Annotated in this window: 20 protein-coding genes and 3 pseudogenes; all 23 read left to right on the top strand. The window is 46.3% G+C overall.

Annotated elements, in window-relative coordinates; genetic code table 11:
- Positions 1-218: 218 nt before the first annotated feature.
- The gene (gene fabF, locus ACN6NF_RS09305) at positions 219-1,457 is read left to right on the top strand and encodes a beta-ketoacyl-ACP synthase II (protein ID WP_016819273.1); all 1,239 of its coding nucleotides are present in this window, start codon (positions 219-221) and stop codon (positions 1,455-1,457) included.
- Between the two features lie 12 nt (positions 1,458-1,469).
- Positions 1,470-2,168 carry a ribonuclease III gene (gene rnc / locus ACN6NF_RS09310; protein ID WP_013309856.1) on the top strand — a complete coding sequence of 233 codons (699 nt, stop codon included), beginning with the start codon at positions 1,470-1,472 and terminating at the stop codon, positions 2,166-2,168.
- Between the two features lie 256 nt (positions 2,169-2,424).
- The gene (smc, locus tag ACN6NF_RS09315; protein ID WP_474317054.1) at positions 2,425-5,994 is read left to right on the top strand and encodes a chromosome segregation protein SMC; all 3,570 of its coding nucleotides are present in this window, start codon (positions 2,425-2,427) and stop codon (positions 5,992-5,994) included.
- A 38-nt stretch (positions 5,995-6,032) separates the two neighbouring features.
- Complete coding sequence (gene ftsY / locus ACN6NF_RS09320) at positions 6,033-7,049, top strand: signal recognition particle-docking protein FtsY (RefSeq protein ID WP_474317057.1); 1,017 nt, start codon at positions 6,033-6,035, stop codon at positions 7,047-7,049.
- 154 nt (positions 7,050-7,203) lie between these two features.
- Positions 7,204-7,854 carry a PAQR family membrane homeostasis protein TrhA gene (gene trhA / locus ACN6NF_RS09325; RefSeq protein WP_013370644.1) on the top strand — a complete coding sequence of 217 codons (651 nt, stop codon included), beginning with the start codon at positions 7,204-7,206 and terminating at the stop codon, positions 7,852-7,854.
- Between the two features lie 165 nt (positions 7,855-8,019).
- A complete protein-coding gene (gene ylxM, locus ACN6NF_RS09330; RefSeq protein ID WP_474317060.1) occupies positions 8,020-8,388 on the top strand; it encodes a YlxM family DNA-binding protein in 369 nt (122 codons plus the stop codon).
- Between the two features lie 51 nt (positions 8,389-8,439).
- Complete coding sequence (gene ffh, locus ACN6NF_RS09335; RefSeq protein ID WP_025676852.1) at positions 8,440-9,816, top strand: signal recognition particle protein; 1,377 nt, start codon at positions 8,440-8,442, stop codon at positions 9,814-9,816.
- A gap of 68 nt (positions 9,817-9,884) precedes the next feature.
- Entirely contained in the window at positions 9,885-10,157 is a 273-nt protein-coding gene (rpsP, locus tag ACN6NF_RS09340) for a 30S ribosomal protein S16 (protein ID WP_013370647.1), read from the top strand.
- A gap of 23 nt (positions 10,158-10,180) precedes the next feature.
- Positions 10,181-10,411: a KH domain-containing protein gene (locus ACN6NF_RS09345; protein ID WP_013370648.1), complete on the top strand. Its 231-nt coding sequence runs from the start codon at positions 10,181-10,183 to the stop codon at positions 10,409-10,411.
- A gap of 97 nt (positions 10,412-10,508) precedes the next feature.
- Positions 10,509-11,024: a ribosome maturation factor RimM gene (gene rimM / locus ACN6NF_RS09350; protein ID WP_474317062.1), complete on the top strand. Its 516-nt coding sequence runs from the start codon at positions 10,509-10,511 to the stop codon at positions 11,022-11,024.
- Complete coding sequence (gene trmD / locus ACN6NF_RS09355) at positions 11,024-11,842, top strand: tRNA (guanosine(37)-N1)-methyltransferase TrmD (RefSeq protein WP_474317065.1); 819 nt, start codon at positions 11,024-11,026, stop codon at positions 11,840-11,842. Before rimM ends, trmD begins: the two co-directional genes overlap by 1 nt.
- Before the next feature lie 224 nt (positions 11,843-12,066).
- Positions 12,067-12,411, top strand: a complete 345-nt coding sequence (gene rplS / locus ACN6NF_RS09360; RefSeq protein WP_007429998.1) for a 50S ribosomal protein L19 — start codon at positions 12,067-12,069, stop codon at positions 12,409-12,411.
- Between the two features lie 101 nt (positions 12,412-12,512).
- On the top strand, positions 12,513-13,139 hold the full coding sequence (gene lepB / locus ACN6NF_RS09365) for a signal peptidase I (RefSeq protein WP_474317068.1): 627 nt from the start codon (positions 12,513-12,515) through the stop codon (positions 13,137-13,139).
- 87 nt (positions 13,140-13,226) lie between these two features.
- Positions 13,227-14,087 carry a ribosome biogenesis GTPase YlqF gene (gene ylqF, locus ACN6NF_RS09370; RefSeq protein WP_474317071.1) on the top strand — a complete coding sequence of 287 codons (861 nt, stop codon included), beginning with the start codon at positions 13,227-13,229 and terminating at the stop codon, positions 14,085-14,087.
- 171 nt (positions 14,088-14,258) lie between these two features.
- Positions 14,259-14,945 (top strand): ribonuclease HII, encoded by a 687-nt coding sequence (locus ACN6NF_RS09375; RefSeq protein ID WP_474317073.1) that lies wholly within the window; start codon positions 14,259-14,261, stop codon positions 14,943-14,945.
- A gap of 91 nt (positions 14,946-15,036) precedes the next feature.
- On the top strand, positions 15,037-17,160 hold the full coding sequence (locus ACN6NF_RS09380) for a prolipoprotein diacylglyceryl transferase (RefSeq protein ID WP_474317076.1): 2,124 nt from the start codon (positions 15,037-15,039) through the stop codon (positions 17,158-17,160).
- A complete protein-coding gene (locus ACN6NF_RS09385) occupies positions 17,157-17,456 on the top strand; it encodes an EscU/YscU/HrcU family type III secretion system export apparatus switch protein (RefSeq protein WP_474317078.1) in 300 nt (99 codons plus the stop codon). The genes ACN6NF_RS09380 and ACN6NF_RS09385 overlap by 4 nt, the downstream gene beginning before the upstream one ends.
- The gene (locus ACN6NF_RS09390; RefSeq protein ID WP_474317561.1) at positions 17,456-17,839 is read left to right on the top strand and encodes a YraN family protein; all 384 of its coding nucleotides are present in this window, start codon (positions 17,456-17,458) and stop codon (positions 17,837-17,839) included. Before ACN6NF_RS09385 ends, ACN6NF_RS09390 begins: the two co-directional genes overlap by 1 nt.
- Before the next feature lie 160 nt (positions 17,840-17,999).
- A complete protein-coding gene (locus tag ACN6NF_RS09395; protein ID WP_474317080.1) occupies positions 18,000-18,551 on the top strand; it encodes a nitroreductase family protein in 552 nt (183 codons plus the stop codon).
- Between the two features lie 161 nt (positions 18,552-18,712).
- A pseudogene (locus tag ACN6NF_RS09400) lies at positions 18,713-19,452 on the top strand (magnesium chelatase domain-containing protein); the annotation flags it as partial.
- Positions 19,453-19,681: 229 nt separating this feature from the next.
- On the top strand, positions 19,682-20,014 hold the full coding sequence (locus ACN6NF_RS09405) for a hypothetical protein (RefSeq protein WP_474317082.1): 333 nt from the start codon (positions 19,682-19,684) through the stop codon (positions 20,012-20,014).
- Positions 20,015-20,441: 427 nt separating this feature from the next.
- Positions 20,442-20,540: pseudogene (locus ACN6NF_RS09410) on the top strand (ATP-binding protein); the annotation flags it as partial.
- Positions 20,541-20,547: 7 nt separating this feature from the next.
- A pseudogene (locus tag ACN6NF_RS09415) lies at positions 20,548-20,709 on the top strand (EscU/YscU/HrcU family type III secretion system export apparatus switch protein); the annotation flags it as partial.
- Between the last annotated feature and the right edge of the window lie 78 nt (positions 20,710-20,787).

Genomic DNA, 20,787 nt, shown 5'->3' on the forward strand with positions numbered 1-20,787 from the left:
TCAAAAGTCCCGTTCTGTTACAGGCGGGACTTTCTCCTAATTATACAGATTGAACTAAAGACGGAATTGTCGCATGTTTTTGAATTTGCTCAGCTTCACTTCGTCAAGGGCTGAGTATAATGCGGCATTACTAACTTTAGTTGATTCTATATTATTTTTGTACACAAGCGTGTTGCGATCTAAAAATACAATTGCAGTAGACATAGAGGTGATTATCTTTGAAACAACGTGTTGTCATAACAGGAATGGGTGTAATCACTTCGCTGGGACAGGATTTGAACACACTATGGGATAATCTGATGGCTGGTAAATCCGGTATCAGTAAAATCGAAGCTTTCGATACAAGTGAGTACACTACGAAAATAGCCGCTTCCATTAAAGATTTTAATCCAGAGGATTATATCGATCGTAAGGATGCGCGTAAAATGGACCGCTTTGTACAGTTCGCGGTTGCTGCTAGTAAATTGGCGCTTGAGGACAGCAAACTTGTAATCGGAGAGAATGTGGATGCCGAGCGTGTTGGTGTATCTGTTGGTTCTGGTATTGGCGGATTGGGTACTTGGGAAGATCAGCATAATGCATTGATCGAAAAGGGACCTAAACGCGTAAGCCCTTTCTTCATCCCGATGATGATTGCTAATATGGGTTCCGGTCAAGTTTCGATTTCACTTGGTGCTAAGGGCCCCAATACATCACCAGTTACGGCTTGTGCCACAGGCAGTCATGCCATTGGCGATTCCTTCCGCATGATTCAGCGTGGTGACGCTGACGCTATGATTTGCGGCGGTGCCGAAGCGACGATTCGCCCGATTGGTATTGCTGGATTTTGCTCCATGAGAGCGATGTCCACACGTAACGATGAGCCGGAAAAGGCAAGTCGTCCATTTGATACCGAGAGAGACGGGTTTGTTATGGGCGAAGGCTCTGGTGTTCTGATTTTAGAATCGTTGGATCATGCCTTGAAGCGTGGTGCACATATTTACGGCGAAGTGATTGGCTATGGCCTTTCTGGCGATGCCCATCATATGACGGAGCCGGATCCAGAGGGAGCAGCACGCTGCATTAGAATGGCGATCCGTGATGCTGGATTGAATCCTGAAGATATCGATTATATCAATGCGCACGGTACATCTACACCGGTTGGCGACAAGTCGGAAACAGAAGCAGTCAAGAAAACGCTAGGAGAGCATGCCTATAAGGTAGCGATCAGCTCAACCAAGTCGATGACAGGGCATTTGCTGGGTGCAGCGGGAGGCGTTGAAGCTGTAATCTGTGGTCTTGCGCTTCAACATCAGACGATTCCGCCAACGATTAATTTGGATAATCAAGACCCGGCTTGTGATCTTGATTATGTACCTAATGAGCCGAGAAAAGCGGAACTGAATGTGGTCATGTCCAATTCCTTTGGTTTTGGCGGTCACAATGCTACAGTTATTCTAAAAAAATATGAAGCGTAAGGGGTCAGTTCGTTGAGTGGAGACTTGAAGCAATTACAGCAGAAACTTCATATTCAATTCAACAATCGGCAGCTTCTGAAGCAGGCCTTTACGCACGCTTCCTACGTAAACGAACATCGGTTCAGTCAGCATGCAGATAATGAGCGTCTGGAATTTCTGGGTGACGCTGTTCTGGAGCTGACGGTGTCCGAGCAATTGTACAATCAGTACCCTAACCGGCCCGAAGGCGAATTAACCAAGTTGCGTGCAGCTATTGTCTGTGAGCCTTCTTTGGTGAAGTTTGCTGTCGGGCTTGAGTTTGGGCAGTATGTACTGCTTGGAAAAGGTGAAGAGCTGACAGGCGGACGTACTCGTCCTGCTCTGTTGGCTGATGTGTTCGAAGCGTTCGTAGGCGCGCTTTATTTGGATCAGGGTCTGGAAGCCGTCCGGTCGTTTCTAGAACGTTATATATTTCCTCAAATTGTATTAAACGGTAAGCTTCAGATGAGTGATTTCAAAACAGAGCTTCAGGAACTGACACAGCATCATAACATGGGGATGCTTGAATACAAGATTGTCGAGGAACGCGGACCTGCCCATGAGCGTGAGTTTGTAGCCGAGGTATATATGGACAGCGAACGGCTGGGGGCAGGTACAGGACGCTCCAAAAAAGAAGCTGAGCAGCAAGCGGCGGCAGTTGCTTTAAACCGTTTGAAGCTGGCGGAATCGTAATCGGTACCTGAGCGGCCCGAACGGGTGACGCAAGCAGAGGACACAAAGTAAGAGCAAAGGGCAGTCCGCGGGGAGTCCCGGCCCGTAATGGCGAATGGACTGCGTTTTGCTCTTTTTTCGTGGCTTTACTGCTATAACGTGAGTGTCGATACTGTGCTTTTTCCACATTAGTCTTATGCTACAATAGGGATAATTCATATCAATCAGGTCAATGGTGTTGTACAAGCATATTTGAATGTTAGAGGTGAGATTGAGGATGTTTTTAAAGCGCATTGAGCTGGCGGGCTTCAAATCGTTTGCAGATAAAACGGAAATGGAATTTGTCCGCGGCATTACGGCAGTCGTCGGACCCAATGGAAGCGGGAAAAGTAATATTTCCGACGGAATTCGTTGGGTGCTGGGCGAACAGAGTGCCAAATCACTGCGTGGCGGCAAGATGGAGGACATTATTTTTGCAGGTAGTGACGCTCGTAAGGCAGTTAATTACGGTGAAGTATCGCTTACACTGGATAATGAAGATCAGGCGTTGCCTCTGGATTTTGGTGAAGTGACGGTAACGCGACGTGTGCATCGGAGTGGGGATAGTGAATATTTCATTAATCGTCAATCATGCAGACTTCGTGATATTACAGAGCTGTTTATGGATACAGGGATTGGTAAAGAAGCTTATTCGATTATTGGGCAAGGACGTATTGAAGAAATTCTGAGTACCCGATCTGAGGATCGACGGGGTATTTTTGAGGAAGCCTCGGGTATTGTAAAATATAAATCACGTAAAAAAGATGCGGTTCGCAAGCTGGATGAAACAGAGCAAAATTTACTGCGTATTCATGATTTGGTCAGTGAACTGGAGGATCAGATTGGACCTCTTAAGGAGCAGTCTGAAAAGGCGATTCATTATAAAGAGCTGCGCAGTGAATTAAAATCAAAAGAAATTTCGATGTATGTTCATCAAATTGAACAAATTCACACTTCATGGAGCGAAGCAACTTCCAAACTAGCTTTGTTGCAGCAGGAGCAACTTCAATTGTCTACAGTGGTGTCCCGCCATGATGCAATGCTGGAAAACGACCGTAATGAATTGCGGCAACTGGAAGAGCAAGTAGAACGTCTGCAAAAGGATCTGCTGCAATACAGTGAAGCTACGGAAAAAAGTGAAGGCTACGGTGAATTGCTCAAAGAGCGCACACGCAATTTGGAGGCCAATCGGGAACAATTGATCTTATCACTCAGCACAAGCGAATCACGGCATTCCGAACGCAAAAGCGAACTGGATCAGCTAAACGAGAAGCTGTCAGCACTGAATGTAGAGTTGGACGAGTTGCGTGCGCGCCTGTCTGATGAAGAGGCCAAACTGATCGGCGTAACAGGTGGAATCAGCCAAGAGCAGGAAGAAAGCCTTAAGGGTGGTCTGCTGGAGCTGATGAATCAGATGGCACAGGCGCGTAACGAAATTCGTTATACCGACCAACAGAAGGAAGCGTTAGAACGACGAGTGAATCGAGTGAGTGATGAATCCGGCAAATGGGAAGCCCAGAAAGCTGAACTTGAACAGCGCAAAAAAGGATTGGAAGCAACGATTCAGAAGCTGGGACAGGAAATTAGCAGTTTGCGCAGCGGCTATATTCAGGGAAGTGAACAGTACCAGGCTCTGCAAAAACTACTGGAAGAAAACCAGGGCACCGTTCGTAAATGGGAACAAAAACGAGAGGCTCAAATTTCACGGCGAGATACGATGAAAGAAATGCAGGATGACTTTGACGGCTTCATGCTCGGAGTTAAAGAGGTGCTAAAGGCTTCACGCAAGGGAACTTTGCACGGTGTGCATGGAGCGGTAGCGGAGCTCATTCGAGTACCTGAGCATTTAGAGCATGCAATGGAAACTGCTTTGGGTGCTTCAGTTCAGCATATTGTGATGGAAAATGAATCGGTATCCAGACAGGCGATCAGTTTTCTGAAGCAACGTCAATTGGGCAGAGCGACATTCTTGCCTATGGATGTTATCCGTCCGCGCCAGATCGGTGCGGGGGAACGCCAAATTGTGGAGAGCGCTGAAGGCTTTGTCGGGATCGGTGCAGATCTTATTCAGTATGATGATCGATATGCCGGAATCGTAGGCAGTCTCTTGGGGAATGTGGTCATTGCCCGTACGCTGGAAGATGCCAATCGTATTGCAGCCCGTTGCCAATATAGGTATCGTGTCGTCACGCTGGAAGGCGATGTTGTCAATGCAGGTGGTTCCATGACTGGGGGGAGCCAGTTCAAGAAAAATGCTAATCTGCTAGGCCGTAAACGTCAGCTGGATCAGTTGGATCAAGACATTCTAGATACGGAACAGCAAATTGCAAGGTTGCGTCAGAGTGCAATAGATACCAAACGACAGTTGGAGGAGACACAGACCCGTCTGGACGAACTGCGCCAGGGCGGTGATGTGAAACGGACCGAAGAGCAGCAGATGGCAATGGAGCTCAAACAACTTGAGCATGAACTTCGTCATGTTCTGGAGCAGGTAGCTGCGTCTGGTCAGGAGAAAAAGGGCTTTGACCAGGAAATCAAGGAGCTGGAGGCTTCCCGTGCAGAAGCACTGGTAAAGTTAGCTGCGCTGGAGGAAGAAGAGAAGAAAACGCATCAGGCCATTCACGCTGCCGAATTTGCGCGTAAAGCGAATGAATCAGCCAAAGAGCAGCTGCAAGGAGAGCTTACCAATCTCAAGGTAAGAGAAGGCAAGCTGGACCAAGAGCGCTTTTCATTGGAAGAGCAGATTCGCAGATTGCGTGGGGATTATGATACCCTTGGTAAGGATTCAAGACAAAACAAGACCTTGCTTGCTTCCATCGAAGCGGATTTGCTCACCAATGAGCAAGAGACCGTGAAACAGATTGAGAATCTCAATCAATACCGTTTGAAAAAGGAAGAAGCTGCACAGCAATTGGAGTTCAAACGGGCTGCACGCAGCAGCTTGTCCAAAAAACTGGAAGTGGCTGAGAATGACACAAAAGAACAGCGAATTCAGCTTAAGTCGGTGGAGGAACTGCTTCGCCAAACAGAAATTGGAGTCAACCGACTTGACGTGGAACTGGAAAATGTTTTGAAAAAATTAAGTGATGATTATGAACTCAGCTATGAGCTGGCCAAGCAGCGTTACCCTATACCAGAAGATATTGAAGGTACGCAGAGTGAGGTGGAAAGGCTCAAACGCGGGATCTCTGCACTGGGTGAGGTCAACCTGGGCGCCATTGAAGAATACCAGCGAGTACATGAGCGTTATACGTTTCTCGATGAGCAAAAGTCTGATTTGGTAGAGGCTAAGACAACGCTCTATCAGGTTATTCGTGAAATGGATGATGAAATGTCCAAACGCTTCAAGACCACATTCGATGCAATTCGTCGCGAATTTGGAACGGTTTTCTCCAAGCTGTTCGGAGGTGGACGTGCAGACCTTGTGTTGCTTGACCCGGAACGATTGCTGGAGACAGGAATTGATATTGTAGCTCAGCCTCCAGGTAAAAAGCTTCAAAACTTGCAATTGTTGTCAGGTGGTGAACGAGCTTTAACAGCAATGGCTTTGTTATTTGCCATTTTACACGTTAAACCTGTTCCATTCTGTGTACTCGATGAAGTAGAGGCAGCATTAGATGAAGCAAATGTGGTGCGTTTTGCTCAGTATTTACGAGAATTCTCAGAGCAGACACAGTTTATCGTAGTTACACACCGTAAGGGCACCATGGAAGAATCCGATGTGCTGTACGGGGTTACGATGGAAGAAGGCGGGGTTTCTAAACTTGTTTCTGTCAAGCTGGATAACGATGAAGCTGAGATTGCCTGACATCAAATAACATACTTTCAGATTAACGGAGGGAATCCATGAGTTTCTTTAGAAAATTAAAGGAAAGCATCGCAAGCAAAACGGAATCGGTCACAAAGCAGTTTAAAGACGGCTTGGAAAAAACACGTAAAGGTTTTGTTGAAAAAGTAACGGACCTGATGATTCGCCGTAAAAAAATTGATGAGGAATTTTATGAGGAACTGGAAGAAATTCTGATCGGAGCAGACGTAGGTGTCAATACGGTTATGAACCTCATTGAAGACTTGCGGGGAGAAGTGAAAAAACGCAAAATCGAGGATGCATCCGAGTTACAGCCTGTACTGTCGGAAAAGCTGTCTGAGTTGCTGCGGGGCAATGACAATAGTCAGCTCAAAATGAATCCAGACGGGATTACAGTCATTCTATTCGTAGGCGTTAATGGAGTCGGCAAAACAACGACCATTGGCAAGTTAGCTCACCGTTTTAAACAAGAGGGCAAAAAAGTATTGTTGGCTGCTGGAGATACGTTCCGGGCGGGCGCGATTGAACAGTTGGAGGTTTGGGGTCAGCGGGCAGGAGTAGAGGTCATTAAACAGCATTCTGGTTCTGATCCAGCTGCGGTTATGTTTGATGCCGTACAGGCTGCCAAGCAGCGTCAAGTAGATGTTTTGTTGTGCGATACAGCTGGACGTCTTCAGAATAAAAGCAATCTGATGGAGGAATTGAACAAAATATTCCGCGTTATCCAGCGTGAAATTCCAGACGCACCTCATGAAGTTTTGTTGGTACTTGATGCGACGACTGGACAAAATGCACTTAACCAAGCCAAGCTATTTGGTGAGAAGAGCGGCGTAACCGGTCTGGTACTGACAAAATTGGATGGTACAGCAAAGGGTGGGATTGTTGTTGCCATCCGTCAGGAATTGAATTTGCCTGTTAAGCTGGTGGGTTTAGGTGAAAAAGTGGATGATCTTCAACCGTTTGATTCAGAACAATTCGTTCATGCCTTGTTCGCTGGCTTGATCCAAGAAGAGGCTGTCGAAGCAACTGCTAGTGGCGAGGAAGAGCAGAATTAATCCGTTCGATTAGACTTGCTTATAAGTCTGGGACTAGGGAGTGCTTCTGTTGCTGCTTAAGTCGGCTCAATTGTATAATGAAAGCAAAAGGTTTGATGATGCCGGGATAAATTTCTTGTATAAAAATATTACTCAGGAAGCCGGGTGAAAAACGATGGCAAACACCTATACTTATTCCCGACGGGAAGAAGTAGCTAACGCGATTACACATGGTATTGGAGCCGTTTTAAGTGTGGCGGCGCTTGTGCTACTCATTGTTTTTGCTAGCATGAAAGGAACTGCTTGGCATGTCGTAAGTTTTACAATTTACGGGATTACTATGCTGTTGCTGTATACCAATTCCACGTTGCTTCATAGCCTGCGTGAAGGAAAATTGAAGGATTTGTTCGAAATATTCGATCATTCTTGTATTTACCTGTTCATTGCAGGTAGCTACACCCCTTTTATGCTCGTTGCCTTGCGGGGTACTTTGGGATGGACGCTGTTTGGAGTCATTTGGGGGATCGCTTTGTTTGGTGTACTGTTCAAGGCGTTCTTCACCAAACGCTTCCTGTTTATGTCTACCGTGTTTTACATTATAATGGGCTGGCTCATTACAATTGCCTGGAATCCCCTGATGGCCATTGTTCCCGCCGGAGGGATGACGCTATTGTTCGTAGGTGGTCTTATGTATACGTTAGGCACGATTTTTTATGTGTGGCGAGCATTTCCATATCACCATGCAATCTGGCATCTGTTTGTTTTAGCAGGCAGCATACTTCATTTTTTGGCTGTTCTGCTGTATCTTACGCCGGTAAGGGTGTGAGTGAGAGGGGCGAAAAAGCCGATCCATACTCCCGTTAAGGGCTGTGGATCGGCTTTTTTTTGTATGACAAGGGATAACGCTTGACATCTTCTTTTCTTTTATGTATGATAAGGAACGTTGAAAAGAACTGTAAAGTGTTTTTCCTTGACGATGGAGGTATACACGATGAGTCAGGAGAATCGGCTGGAAAAGACAAACCGGATTAACCGACTGTTTGACTTCTATGAACCTCTACTTACAGAGAAGCAACAGATGTTTTTAAAATATTACTTCCATGATGATTTTTCTTTAGGGGAAATTGCATCGGAATTCCAAATTAGCCGCCAGGCAGTCTATGAACATATTAAACGTGCTGAACAGGTATTAGAAATGTATGAGGAAAAGCTTGGATTGCTAAGTAAACATGAACGTAGAATCCAAGATTTAGAGGAACTGAATGCGACGTTATATGATGCATTCGGTAAAGTTGGTAAGCCCGATGAGGGTACATTGCAACATGTCCAACAAATTGTAAATCGCCTGCAAGAATTGTAGGATATATAAATGAAGAACTAACAACCCTGGTAGACAAGGAGGTGCGAAAGTATGGCATTTGAAGGATTATCGACTCGCTTGCAAAATGTATTCAGTAAACTGCGCGGCAAAGGAAAAGTGTCTGAGGATGATGTAGCTCAGGCGATGCGTGAAGTGCGATTGGCTTTGCTTGAAGCGGACGTTAACTTCAAGGTTGTAAAGGACTTTATTGCCAAGGTAAAGGAGAAGTCCGTTGGTAAGGAAGTTATGGACAGCTTTACGCCAGGTATGGTCATTATCGACATCGTAAACAAGGAATTGACCGAGTTGATGGGTGGCAGTCAGGCCAAGCTTGCCAAAGCAAACAAACCGCCTACAGTCATCATGATGGTGGGTCTCCAGGGCGCAGGTAAGACGACGACGTCAGGTAAGCTGGCGAAGTTGCTGCAAAAGCAAAACCATCGTCCATTGCTTGTAGCTGGCGATATTTACAGACCTGCCGCGATCAAGCAGCTTCAGATTCTCGGTGAGCAGATTAACGCACCTGTATTTACATTGGGAGACCAGACAAGCCCGGTGGAAATCGCAAAACAGGGTTTGCAGCATGCTAAGGATAACGGTAATGACTACGTTATTATAGATACTGCCGGTCGTCTTCATGTTGATGAAGAACTCATGGAAGAGTTGCGCCAGATTCATACTAATGTCAAACCAGATGAAGTTCTGCTGGTTGTAGATAGCATGACAGGACAGGATGCAGTTAACGTTGCGGAGCACTTTAACAATAGCCTTGAGTTAACGGGAGTTGTACTGACAAAGCTGGACGGCGACACTCGTGGGGGTGCAGCCTTGTCGGTTAAAGCTGTGACCGGATGCCCTATCAAGTTTGCTACATTGGGTGAAAAGCTGGATGCGATGGAGCCATTTCACCCTGAACGGATGGCTTCACGGATTTTAGGTATGGGTGACATGTTGTCCCTAATTGAAAAAGCCCAGTCCAATATCGACGCAGATAAGGCGAAGGAAATGGAACGGAAAATGCGCAATGCCGAGTTTACTTTCGAGGATTTTCTGGAGCAAATGGATCAGGTTAAGAAGCTTGGTCCAATCGACCAGATTCTTGATATGATTCCTGGCATGGGCAACATGAAGCAAATGAAAGACATCAAAGTGGATGACAAACAGATGGGCCGGATTGAGGCTATCGTTCATTCGATGACTACACAGGAAAAGCAAAACCCAGACATGATTAATCATAGCCGTCGCAAGCGGATTGCTGTAGGTAGTGGAACATCGCTGGCTGAGGTAAATCGTCTCATTAAGCAATTTGACGAAATGCGTCGTATGATGAAGCAGTTCTCAGATATGATGGGACCTAAGGGTGGCAAAAACAAGGCTCTGAAGCAGCTGAAGAGTATGGGCAAAGGTATGAAGTTTCCTTTCCGTTAAAAGGTCGATAGACCTTTGGATTATGGGATAGCAATATACAGTCTACTTTTTGAAGGAGGTGAATTTTCGTGGCAGTTCGTATTCGTCTGAAACGTATGGGTGCACATAAAGCTCCTTTCTATCGCGTCGTGGTATCTGATTCTCGTTCCCCGCGTGACGGTCGTTTTATCGAAGAAATCGGTTACTACAACCCTATTACAGTACCAGCGGTTGTAAAAATTGATGAAGATAAAGCGCTGAAATGGTTGCAAGATGGTGCACAAGCATCCGACACAGTTCGCAACTTGCTTAGCAAAGCGGGCGTGTTGAAAAAGTTTCATGAGCTTAAAACACAGAAATAAGGTGCTGATACGGAGGGTCAACCATGGAAGAATTAGTGATAATCATTGCTAAGGCTTTAGTCGATCATCCGGATGATGTGACCGTGAAGACCTTGGAGAAGGATCGACTTGTAGTGTATGAGCTTAGTGTACATCCTGAGGATGTGGGCAAGATCATTGGCAAGCAGGGACGTATCGCCAAGGCGCTTCGCACTGTGGTTGCATCAGCAGCCGTTAAGATGGATAAACGGGTTACCGTAGACATCATATCTTAAAGATATACGAAAGTGGGTTAGGATGTATGTCCTAACCCTTTTTCGTACATGATGAAGATGATATGGAGCGGAACCGATCACATGCAGGAGGAACACGATGCAGCAAATGTTTAATGTCGGGAAAATTGTGAATACACATGGAATTCGCGGTGAGCTAAAAATATTAACGACAACTGATTTTCTTGAGGATCGGTTTGCCAAAGGCAGCGAGCTATTGATCGTTCCAGCAGATGGCAAAGCACCGATTCCCGTAACTGTAGAAACAGCGCGTTTTCAAAAAAATATGGTTATCGTAAAATTTAAGGAATATCACAACATCAATGATGTTGAAAAATATAAAGGTACTTTGTTGAAGGTCTCTGCTGAACGGCTAGGAGAATTGGAAGAAAACGAGTTCTATTTTCATGAAGTAGTTGGTATGGAAGTAGTAACGGAAGACGGAGCTGAGCTCGGTGTGGTAAAAGAAATTTTGACACCGGGAGCCAATGATGTATGGGTAGTCCAAATGCCTAAAGGTAAGGAACTGCTATTGCCGTATATAGAGGATGTTATTTTGGATGTAAACGTGCGTGAAAAACGGGTTACAGTACGGTTAATGGAAGGTCTGCTGTAATGCGGGTGGATGTACTGACCCTGTTTCCAGAGATGTTTGATGGAGTTTTTAATGCAAGCATTCTGGGAAAAGCAAGGGATAAGGGAATTGTATCACTGCAAGCGGTTAATTTTCGCCAGTATGCCGGCAACAAGCATGGGCAAGTGGATGATACGCCCTATGGTGGTGGGGGCGGCATGGTTTTGAAGCCTGACCCTATTTTTGCTGCCGTGGAGGCGCTGTTGGATAAATCAGAGCAACCAGCATTTGAAACTGCCGTTGAAGGTATTCGACATGAAGATGCCGAACATAACGCAGACATAAAAACTCCGCGTATTATTTTGATGTGTCCACAAGGAGAGACTTTTACGCAAAAAAAAGCGGAAGAGCTGGCCAAAGAGGAGCATCTTATTTTTATATGTGGACATTATGAGGGTTATGATGAGCGTATTCGAGAGCATTTGGTGACGGATGAGCTTTCGATCGGAGATTATGTATTGACTGGTGGCGAGCTGCCAGCCATGGTCGTCATCGATAGTGTGACACGGTTATTACCAGGAGTGTTGGGGAATGAAACGAGTGCGGTAACAGATTCGTTTAGTACAGGACTGCTGGAATATCCCCATTATACCCGGCCTGCTGAATTTCGGGGCTGGAAAGTGCCGGATATACTCTTATCCGGGCATCATGTCAATATTGACTCTTGGAGACGACAAGAGGCGTTACGTCGCACGATGGAACGTCGACCGGACTTGCTGGAACAAGCTGAACTGACAAGCAAGGATCGCGCATGGATTGAGGAGCAGCACCAATCGGACAGTTCGGGGGACAAGCGATAAAGCATTATTAACATGAGTGGATTTGAAAGCAGACAGTGACCTGTTTTATAATGAAGTCAATTAAATAATGTTTGGTCAAATCCCTTTTTGTTGTTGCAATGCGGTAACCTCCATGATACAATACATCTGTTGTGTGTAATACGGTGGTCCTCTGTGGATGATGAAGGAAGCAGAAGAGTTTCCAGAAGAAACATGAACACCTGTACGGAAGGAGGGAGTCATAGATGAATATCGTCCAAGCGATTACTGAAGAACAACTGCGTAAAGATCTGCCTAACTTTCGTCCTGGTGACACTTTGAAAGTGCACGTGAAAGTTATCGAGGGAACTCGTGAGCGTATCCAGTTGTTTGAAGGTGTAGTAATTAAACGCCGTGGTGGTGGAATCAGTGAGACTTTTACAGTTCGTAAAATTTCTTACGGTGTAGGTGTGGAAAGAACTTTCCCGCTTCATTCCCCAAAAATCGATAAAATCGAAGTGGCTCGCCGTGGTAAAGTGCGTCGTGCGAAGCTTTATTATCTTCGTGAACTGCGCGGTAAAGCAGCGAGAATTAAAGAAATTCGTCGTTAATACAACGAATAACGAAAGGGGCTTGGTTACAAGCTCCTTTCGTTTTTTCTACGTACATAGGGAACTGTGGATTATTGACCGTAAAGAGAGGACAGTGAGCTATGGAGCAAGAAGTAGGACAAGGAGCTGTGCAGCAGCCAACTGAACAGAATGGTACGCCCAAGCGTAAACCGAAAAATGAGATTTTTGAGTGGCTCAAGGCCATCATTATTGCGTTAGTGCTTGTCTTTTTAATCCGCTGGCTTCTCTTTAAGCCTTTTATTGTGGATGGCCCGTCGATGCAGCCTAACTTTCATACCGGAGAACGCGTCATTGTAAATGAAATTTTGTATGATTTTCGTGCTCCTAAACCGGGTGAAGTGATTGTGTTCCATGTCCCGGAAGAAAAAAGAGACTTCATCAAGCGCGTCATTGCCGTTGCGGGTGATACGGTCAAGGTAGAAGGTGACACGATTACAGTAAATGGTAAGCCGATTCAAGAACCTTATCTCAAGGCTCCTTTGGAAGAAGCACATCAAAATGGAGAACTTTACAATAAGTTTACCAATTTTCCAAATGAAAAGTTTAAGGATGGAAAAGTTCCAGAAGGGCATATTTTTGTTATGGGCGATAACCGTTCCAATAGTACAGACAGTCGGATGATTGGATATATTGATTTGAAGGAAGTCGTGGGCCGGGCTGATGTCATTTTTTGGCCGGTGAAAGATATGCAGTGGATTAACCACTAGAAATAACTAATAAGCAGCATAGCTGCCGTAACCCTAACTAGGAGCCTAGGGGTAAATGTAGGGGTTACGCTCAATGGGGTGATGACGGTGACGATTCAATGGTTTCCTGGTCATATGACCAGAGCGCGCCGCCAAATTGAAGCAAAATTAAAGCTGATTGATTTGGTTATTGAGCTGATTGATGCTCGGTTGCCGCTTTCCAGCCGAAATCCGATGATTGATGATATTTTGCAAGGCAAGCCGCGAATGATTATTTTGAACAAGGCAGATTTGGCGGACCCTGTCGTATCACAGCAATGGATTGCCTACTTTAAGGAGCAGGGGCATGTGGCCTTTCCGGTGGACGCCACGACAGGGACGGGGCTTAAAGAAATTCCGGTTCAGGCCAAGCTGTTACTTAAGGAAAAAATAGACCGGCAGATTTCGAAGGGAATGAATCCGCGTCCTATACGTGCTTTGATTGTCGGTATTCCGAATGTCGGCAAATCGACATTGATCAACCGAATGGCAGGACGTAATATTGCAGTTACGGGTGATCGTCCAGGAGTAACGAAGGCACAACAGTGGATCAAGACCGGTGAAATTGAGTTGTTGGATACACCAGGTATTTTGTGGCCTAAGTTTGAGGATCAGAACGTCGGCTATCGTCTGGCAGTTACAGGTGCGATCAAGGAAGAAATTCTAAATGTAGAGGACATTGCCTTTTTCGCGACAAAATATTTTGTCCAATATTATTGGGATACCATGGCAGAGCGTTTTGAGCTTACCGAACGTCCTGAGGATACAGAAAATCCAGATGATATTGTGAGCGTTATGGAGGCTATCGGACGTAAGCGTGGCTGTATTGTTAGTGGCGGGCGTGTAGATCTCGAAAAGGCGTCAAAAATTATTTTGCGTGAGCTACGTGCAGGGAAGCTGGGACGATTCAGTTTAGAAGCACCATATTGATAGAGCTGGTACATCTGATATACATCACTGCATTTTGTGGCAAGGAAGAACCTTCCCCATCTCTCCGGAGAGGAGGAAGGTTTTTTGGTATGTAAAGGTAGATAGAAAAAGGTTTTGAACGGTAGAGGTCTGTGGTAAGCTGAATTCAATCGCTAGAGCTACGGCAATTTAATGAAGCTTAAACTACGTAAAGATGGGCAGGTATTGAATATGGAAGCTAAAGAGAACGCAGTAAAGGACATGCTGCACTATGAAAAAAAATGCTGGGAACAATCTTGTGAGCGGATTGCAGGTATTGATGAGGTAGGGCGTGGATGTCTGTTTGGAGATGTTGTGGCGGCAGCAGTCATTTTACCAGTCGGTGAGTTATTGGAGGGGGTAGACGATTCCAAAAAATTGACGGACAAGAAAAGAGAAGCCTACTACGAACTGATTATGGAGAAGGCGGTTGCTGTAGGAGTTGGTTATGTAGACGCGCGGATGATTGATGATATCAATATTAAACAAGCAGCTCGTTTAGCAATGAAAAAGGCGGTTGAGGCTTTACATGTGTCTCCTGATTATTTACTTGTGGATGCAGAAAAGGTAGATGTACCAATTCCTCAGCTATCCATCATTAAGGGAGATGCGAACAGTCAGTCTATTGCGGCAGCTTCTATCATTGCCAAGGTGACCCGTGATCGGCTATGCAAAGGTGAATGGGATGCGAAATATCCGGAATATGGGATTGGTATACATAAAGGTTATGCTACCAAGTTGCATAGAGAACAAATTTTGGCGCTAGGGCCTACAGAAATGCATAGACGCAGCTTTTTAGGCAATTTGTTGACCGAGCAACCGACGTTGTTTGATCTGTAGATACTTATTATGAATCAGGACAATACCGATATAAAGTATATCTAATATTACAGACCCTTTTGAATAGGGGGAGAGTGAGAGGAGGGGCGATATGAACATCGGATCTGTATTCCGGGGATTACTTGGAGATGTGAAGGCGGGAGAGGCGAAAAAACTTGATATGCAGCCAGGCCAGGTCGTAAGAGGAGTCGTATTAAAGGTGTCTGAGGACGGCGACGAGGCTGTATTGCAAATACAGGGTTCTCAAGTCAGGGCAAAGCTGGAGACCCCTCTTCAACCTGGACAGACTGCAACGTTGCAGGTACAACCGGCTTCTTCCAACGGAATGACTGTACTTAAGCCTCTGAATGATGCAGCCAATACGCCACAGCAAACCGTAGCGCTGACAGACGTATTGGAATCGGTAGGACTGCCGGATACAGCTCAAAATAGGGAGCTTATACAGGCAATGCTAAAGAATGGTGTGCCGTTGACATCGGAAAATGCGGCTTCTTTACAAGAAGCCTTGTCGAAGCAAAGCGGCAATGTACAATTGGGAACGTTTGTGCAGGCAGCGGCAGTTGCCTTTCAGCGGGGACTTCCATTAACGGCCGAAAGCATAAATGGATTGCGTCAAACGATGTTTGGGCCTCCTTTAAATGATCTGTTGTCATCATTGGAGCAAGAACTTGAAGCGGTGTTAAAGCAGCAAGGACAGGGAACGCCCACTGACCGTTCAGTAGGAGAAGCAACAATAAAAAGCGCTGACCGAACGTCAGCTAGTCCAACAGGTACTTCTTCTGTGGTGATTGCAGATGGACAGGAAGGCCAAGCACTTACATTGTCGAAGGATGCTTCTGCCTCTGCCACTGCAAAGCAGGCAGAAACGGGACAACAAGCCATGGGCGGCAAGGAATTATTAAAAGGGACTCAGGCAGCAAATCTCGCTGCTACAGTGAGCGAAGCGAGTGTTTTGGCTACAGATTCGGATACTCCGGCGGGATCTACCGCAATTGCAGCCAACGGGACTGCTTCAGAAGAACCGAAAGCAGGTAGCGGACGAGGAGCGACAGTGGTATTGGACGCTGGTGCAAATGCGCCTAAATCAGGCGCTGCTGATGCATTAAATGGCTCCCGCGTCAAGGCCGAGCAACAACAGCAAGCTACTGCGGCAGGTACGCAGCTTAAGGATGCCGATGGTGCTCCAGCTCCGGCCACGGCAGAGCCTACGGGAACGAAGTCTGCCTTAAACGCAGTCACGGCAGACCGTCCGTCTGCACAGCAAGCTGCTGGCTCTGCGCCGCCCTCCGCGGCAGGCAATTCGGCTACGCTAGAGGCGCCGATCCAGCGGCTGCGTCTCCTGCTGCAAGAACTGCGCGCAGCAGTGCCGCCTGAACTGAGCTCGGCTGCGCCAGATCAGTCCACGGGAGAGGGAGCGCAGCCAGCGGTTGGGGCTTCGCGGACTGCGGATGCCGTTGCTACACAGTCAGCGAAGCCCAGCACGCAGCTCAGCCCTACGGAGGACCCGTGGGTAGGGCGTATACTGAAGCTGCTCGGTGCAGAGCACGAGCAGCAAGTACACCGCTCGACTGCGCAGCTCGCACAAGGGACGGGGGCACGTACGGAGCCGCCCGAGGGAGTACCGCAGACGCTGCCGGGATTAGCGTCTACGGCAGACGACTCCGTGTCAGCGGCCGCAGACACGGTTAAAGGAGCGCTGCTCCAACTAATGAGCAGTGACGGCCTGCCGCCTGCTTTGAAAGATGCGGCACAGCAGGTTGTACAGCACCTGACAGGTCAGCAGCTACTGCTCAATACAGACCGAACGGCGCCTTTTGCACAAGTCCACATGTTTATACCGTTCATTGGACCGGATGGTCGTGAAACAGCTACAATCCAGATTCAGTCCCGCCGCGGCAAGCGCGGAGAACTGGATGCTTCCAACTGTCGTCTTTGGTTTGATTTGGACATGAAAGGGCTTGGTCCGACGCTGGTGGATGTGCAGGTTGTAGATCGGATTGTAAGTCTCAAGCTTCATAATGATCAGGCTTGGGCGGCTTCGCTGCTAGCCAGTGGACGTGACTCCATTCACACCGCGCTGGAGTCGCTAGGCTACCAACTTCTAACGCTGCGAACCGAGCCTATGCCCATAAGGACTGAACAGAGCAGCCCCACCTCTTCCGAGGTACAAAGCTATGTGCCTCAACCGTACAAAGGAGTCGATCTTAAAATATGAAAGAGCCCTTGGAGCCTCCTTCACCTTCCATGAAGAAGGCGGTCGCCCTTAAATATACGCCTGGTGAGAGCGAAGCGCCGATTGTCATTGCCAAGGGGAGCGGCCGTATTGCGGACAGTATTTTAGAAAAAGCCAAAGAGCATGGTGTTCCTGTTCAGGAGGATGCTGCGCTGGTTGAAGTACTGTCCAAACTTGATTTGGACGAGCAAATCCCTGCTGAGCTCTATCAGTTGGTAGCGGAGGTGCTAACCTATATATATCAAATGGATCGGCTTGCTCCAAGAGATGACTGGTGATGGGGCATGACATGAAGACGAGAGGCAAGGATCAACGGAAAGCCAAAGGAGTGATGGGCGAAGAGGCTGCGGCTTTGTTTTTAGAAAACCTGGGTTATCGTATCCTGGAGCGCAATTGGCGATGCCGCAGCGGGGAAATAGATCTCATTGCCAAGCAAGAGCACATACTCGTGTTTATTGAAGTACGTAGCCGAAGTAGCTCCAAATATGGAACACCAGCTGAATCAGTTACCGCACGTAAAATAACCCAGGTTCGCCAAACAGCCGTAGTATACTTGCATATGAACGGAATTGGAGATGCTCCAATCCGTTTCGATATGATTTCTGTACGATTATCTGATGAAACGGCTGTTGTTACGGACCATTTTATAGATGCATTTTAAAAGAGTAAGAACTTTTACGAAGGTTGGAGCGCATGAGTGAATTCATATGTACAGGTTGACAGAAAGGAAAGCTGCAGGTATATTTTACTGAGAATAGTTATCATTTTAATTCTATAATGAATATCTAATCTAGTCGTTGTACCTGTGAAGGAGGATTTACGTGACAAAGCATACCTTTAGTGAACATGTCATAGATGTAATTCAGGAACGCCGGACGATTAAACGATTCAAACCCGACTCTATTCGGGTAGATACGATTAAAGAACTGCTGGACGTCGCGGTATGGGCTCCTAATCATAAAATGCGTGAACCTTGGCGCTTTCTGTTGTTTGCTGGTGATGGACGCAAAAAGCTTGCAGAGGCAATTGCCGCTGATATCGGTAAGGATAACAAGTTTGAAAGCGGGATTTTACACAACCCGATACAGCTTGTAGTGGTGATGGAAGAAGACCCGCGTCAAGCGGTTTGGGATGAAGATTTTGCAGCGGTCAGCGCGCTTGTACAGAACTTTATGCTTGCTGCATGGAGCAAAGGAATCGGAACGTTTTGGGTGACAAAACCATTTCTGTATTCGCCTAAGTTCCGTAATTGCTTGGGAATTCAACCAGGTGAGAAGGTAATTGGAATGATATATGCAGGCTATCCTGATGTTATCCCGGAATCAAGACCACGTACTCCAGTAGCCGATAAGCTAACCTTAATTGACAAATAATCTGTCGTCAGATAAGCTTAGTTGAGGGTTTGAAATTAGGGTGGAGAGCTAAGTTTAGAACATTATATTTGCAATAAATGAAAATTTGGAAGCACCTTTTTTCATATAGGCAATGATTCCCGAGCGGGACATTTCAATATGAGGAGAGGTGCTTTTTTGGTATGTATGGAAAATTACATGGAGCTTGTCTGTATGGGATAGATGGCGTTCTGATCGAAGTTGAGACTGATTTGTCCAATGGCTTGCCTCAAACCGCGATTATCGGATTGCCGGATTCAGCGATTCGAGAGGCAGTAGAGCGTGTGAGAGCAGCAATCAAAAATTGCGGTTTCAAATATCCGTCCCAGCGAGTCACGATTAACTTAGCTCCTGCAGATTTGCGTAAGGAAGGCTCATCTTTTGATCTTGCGATCGCTTTAGGCTTGCTGACAACCAGTGAGCAGGTTGTTTTACCAGTGGGGGAACGAACGCTGTTTATTATTGGCGAGCTGGCGCTAGATGGCAGCATTCGTCCTGTAAATTGGGGTTTGTCTATGGTTGATCTGGCCAAGCGAGAGGGATTCGATCCGTGCTGCTTCCTCAGGAAAACGCAAGCGAGGCTCGTCTAATTACAGATATACGTATTTACGCTATATGTCATACGCCATCTGGTGGATCTTATCCCGGTTAATGATCATGCACAAGGCATCCCAGACGGCCAAGTGACCGATCAAAATTGTACTGCAGTAAGCAAGTCATAATCCGTTCCTATGACCATTTATCCCGAGGGGAGCATATAGCGTTGTACGAGCAAGAAGAACTAGCCAGTAATATGGAGGATTACAGCGATGTGCTGGGTCAGTTATACGCCAAACGTGCGTTAGTCATCGCTGTAGCGGGAATGCATAATATTCTGCTGATTCATAAAAGCGTCAAATTTACGGTCAGCAGATCTTCTCCAATCGTGCAGCTCTCCTTCGTTTTTCGTTCGCTCACTCCAATCAAGTTTACGACCATAGCCCTGACATCGTGAGGGCTTTTTTTATTGCCTACTGATAAAGATGGTCATTTTTTCCAATCTATTTGTCTGTTTCGATTCTATAAAAACTAGCATATTCTATATTATTACAAAAGAAGGGAAGTTGATTCGAATGGGAAAAGTAAATTCTTCTAGAAAAATTCTGAAACCTACGCGTCGCCTAAGAACTAAAGCAGGTACCGCATTCATTTTTAGTCTCAACAATGTAGGTCCGCATTTGTTCCAAAGTCGCTTGAACCTGGCTGGGTTTGTTAATTCCTCAAGTAGGGTACTTGTCTCGATCACGGAAATTGGTATTTTTGGCGGTCAAGTTAAGCCGTTTCAAGGAGCTGCTACCATGACGATCCATAACGTCGTTCCGCATGACGACGGTATAGTAATTGTACGTGGGAATACTGGCTGGGGTAGTCCCCTCAATATACGACTTTCAGTCGTGGTTTTTTAATCGTTCAGACCTGCTGAACGCACTTCCTCACGAGTGAAAACTGAAAACTACCGCCACTACGCGAAAATAAAATGTCGAATTCGCGGCAACGCACAGAGCAAAAAAAACCTGACATCTCAGGTTTTTTTTTGCTCCTGCAATTTCTCATCAGACTTATCTATCAGGGATCGCAGGTTATCCATGATGATCCATCCTATACTTAGGATAAAGTATATCAATAAAGAATGGAAGCAGTACTCCCGCCTACGACGGCAATAGGAAACGCTCGTCAAGCCTTCGGCTTCTCCTCTTCGCGCCTACCCAAAGGGAGACGGCTTACTTGTCTTCTTTTTAGAGTTACATCATCGTGGAAAGTAAACTCGACAATACATCGTTCCTGATAAAGTTTAAATTGATATTATTTATGGATTTTTAAGATAATCACAAATATAATATCCTTCTTATCGGACCGCCGGTTGCTGGAAAAACGATGCTCATCCGCAGGTTGCCCTCTATCCTGCCGCCTTTGACTGAAAAGGAGTCGATCTTAAAATATGAAAGAGCCCTTGGAACCGCTTTCTCCTTCCATGAAGAAGGCGGTCGCCCTTAAATATACGCCTGGTGAGAGCGAAGCACCGATCGTCGTTGCCAAGGGGAGCGTCCGTATTGTGGATAGCATTTTAGAAAAAACCAAAGAACATGGTGTTCCTGCTCAGTAGGATGCTGTGCTGGTTGAAGTGCTGTCCAAACTTGATTTTGGACGAGCCCCGTAATTAAGACCACGTACTCCAGCA

It is taken from the genome of Paenibacillus sp. TSM33, assembly GCF_056099025.1.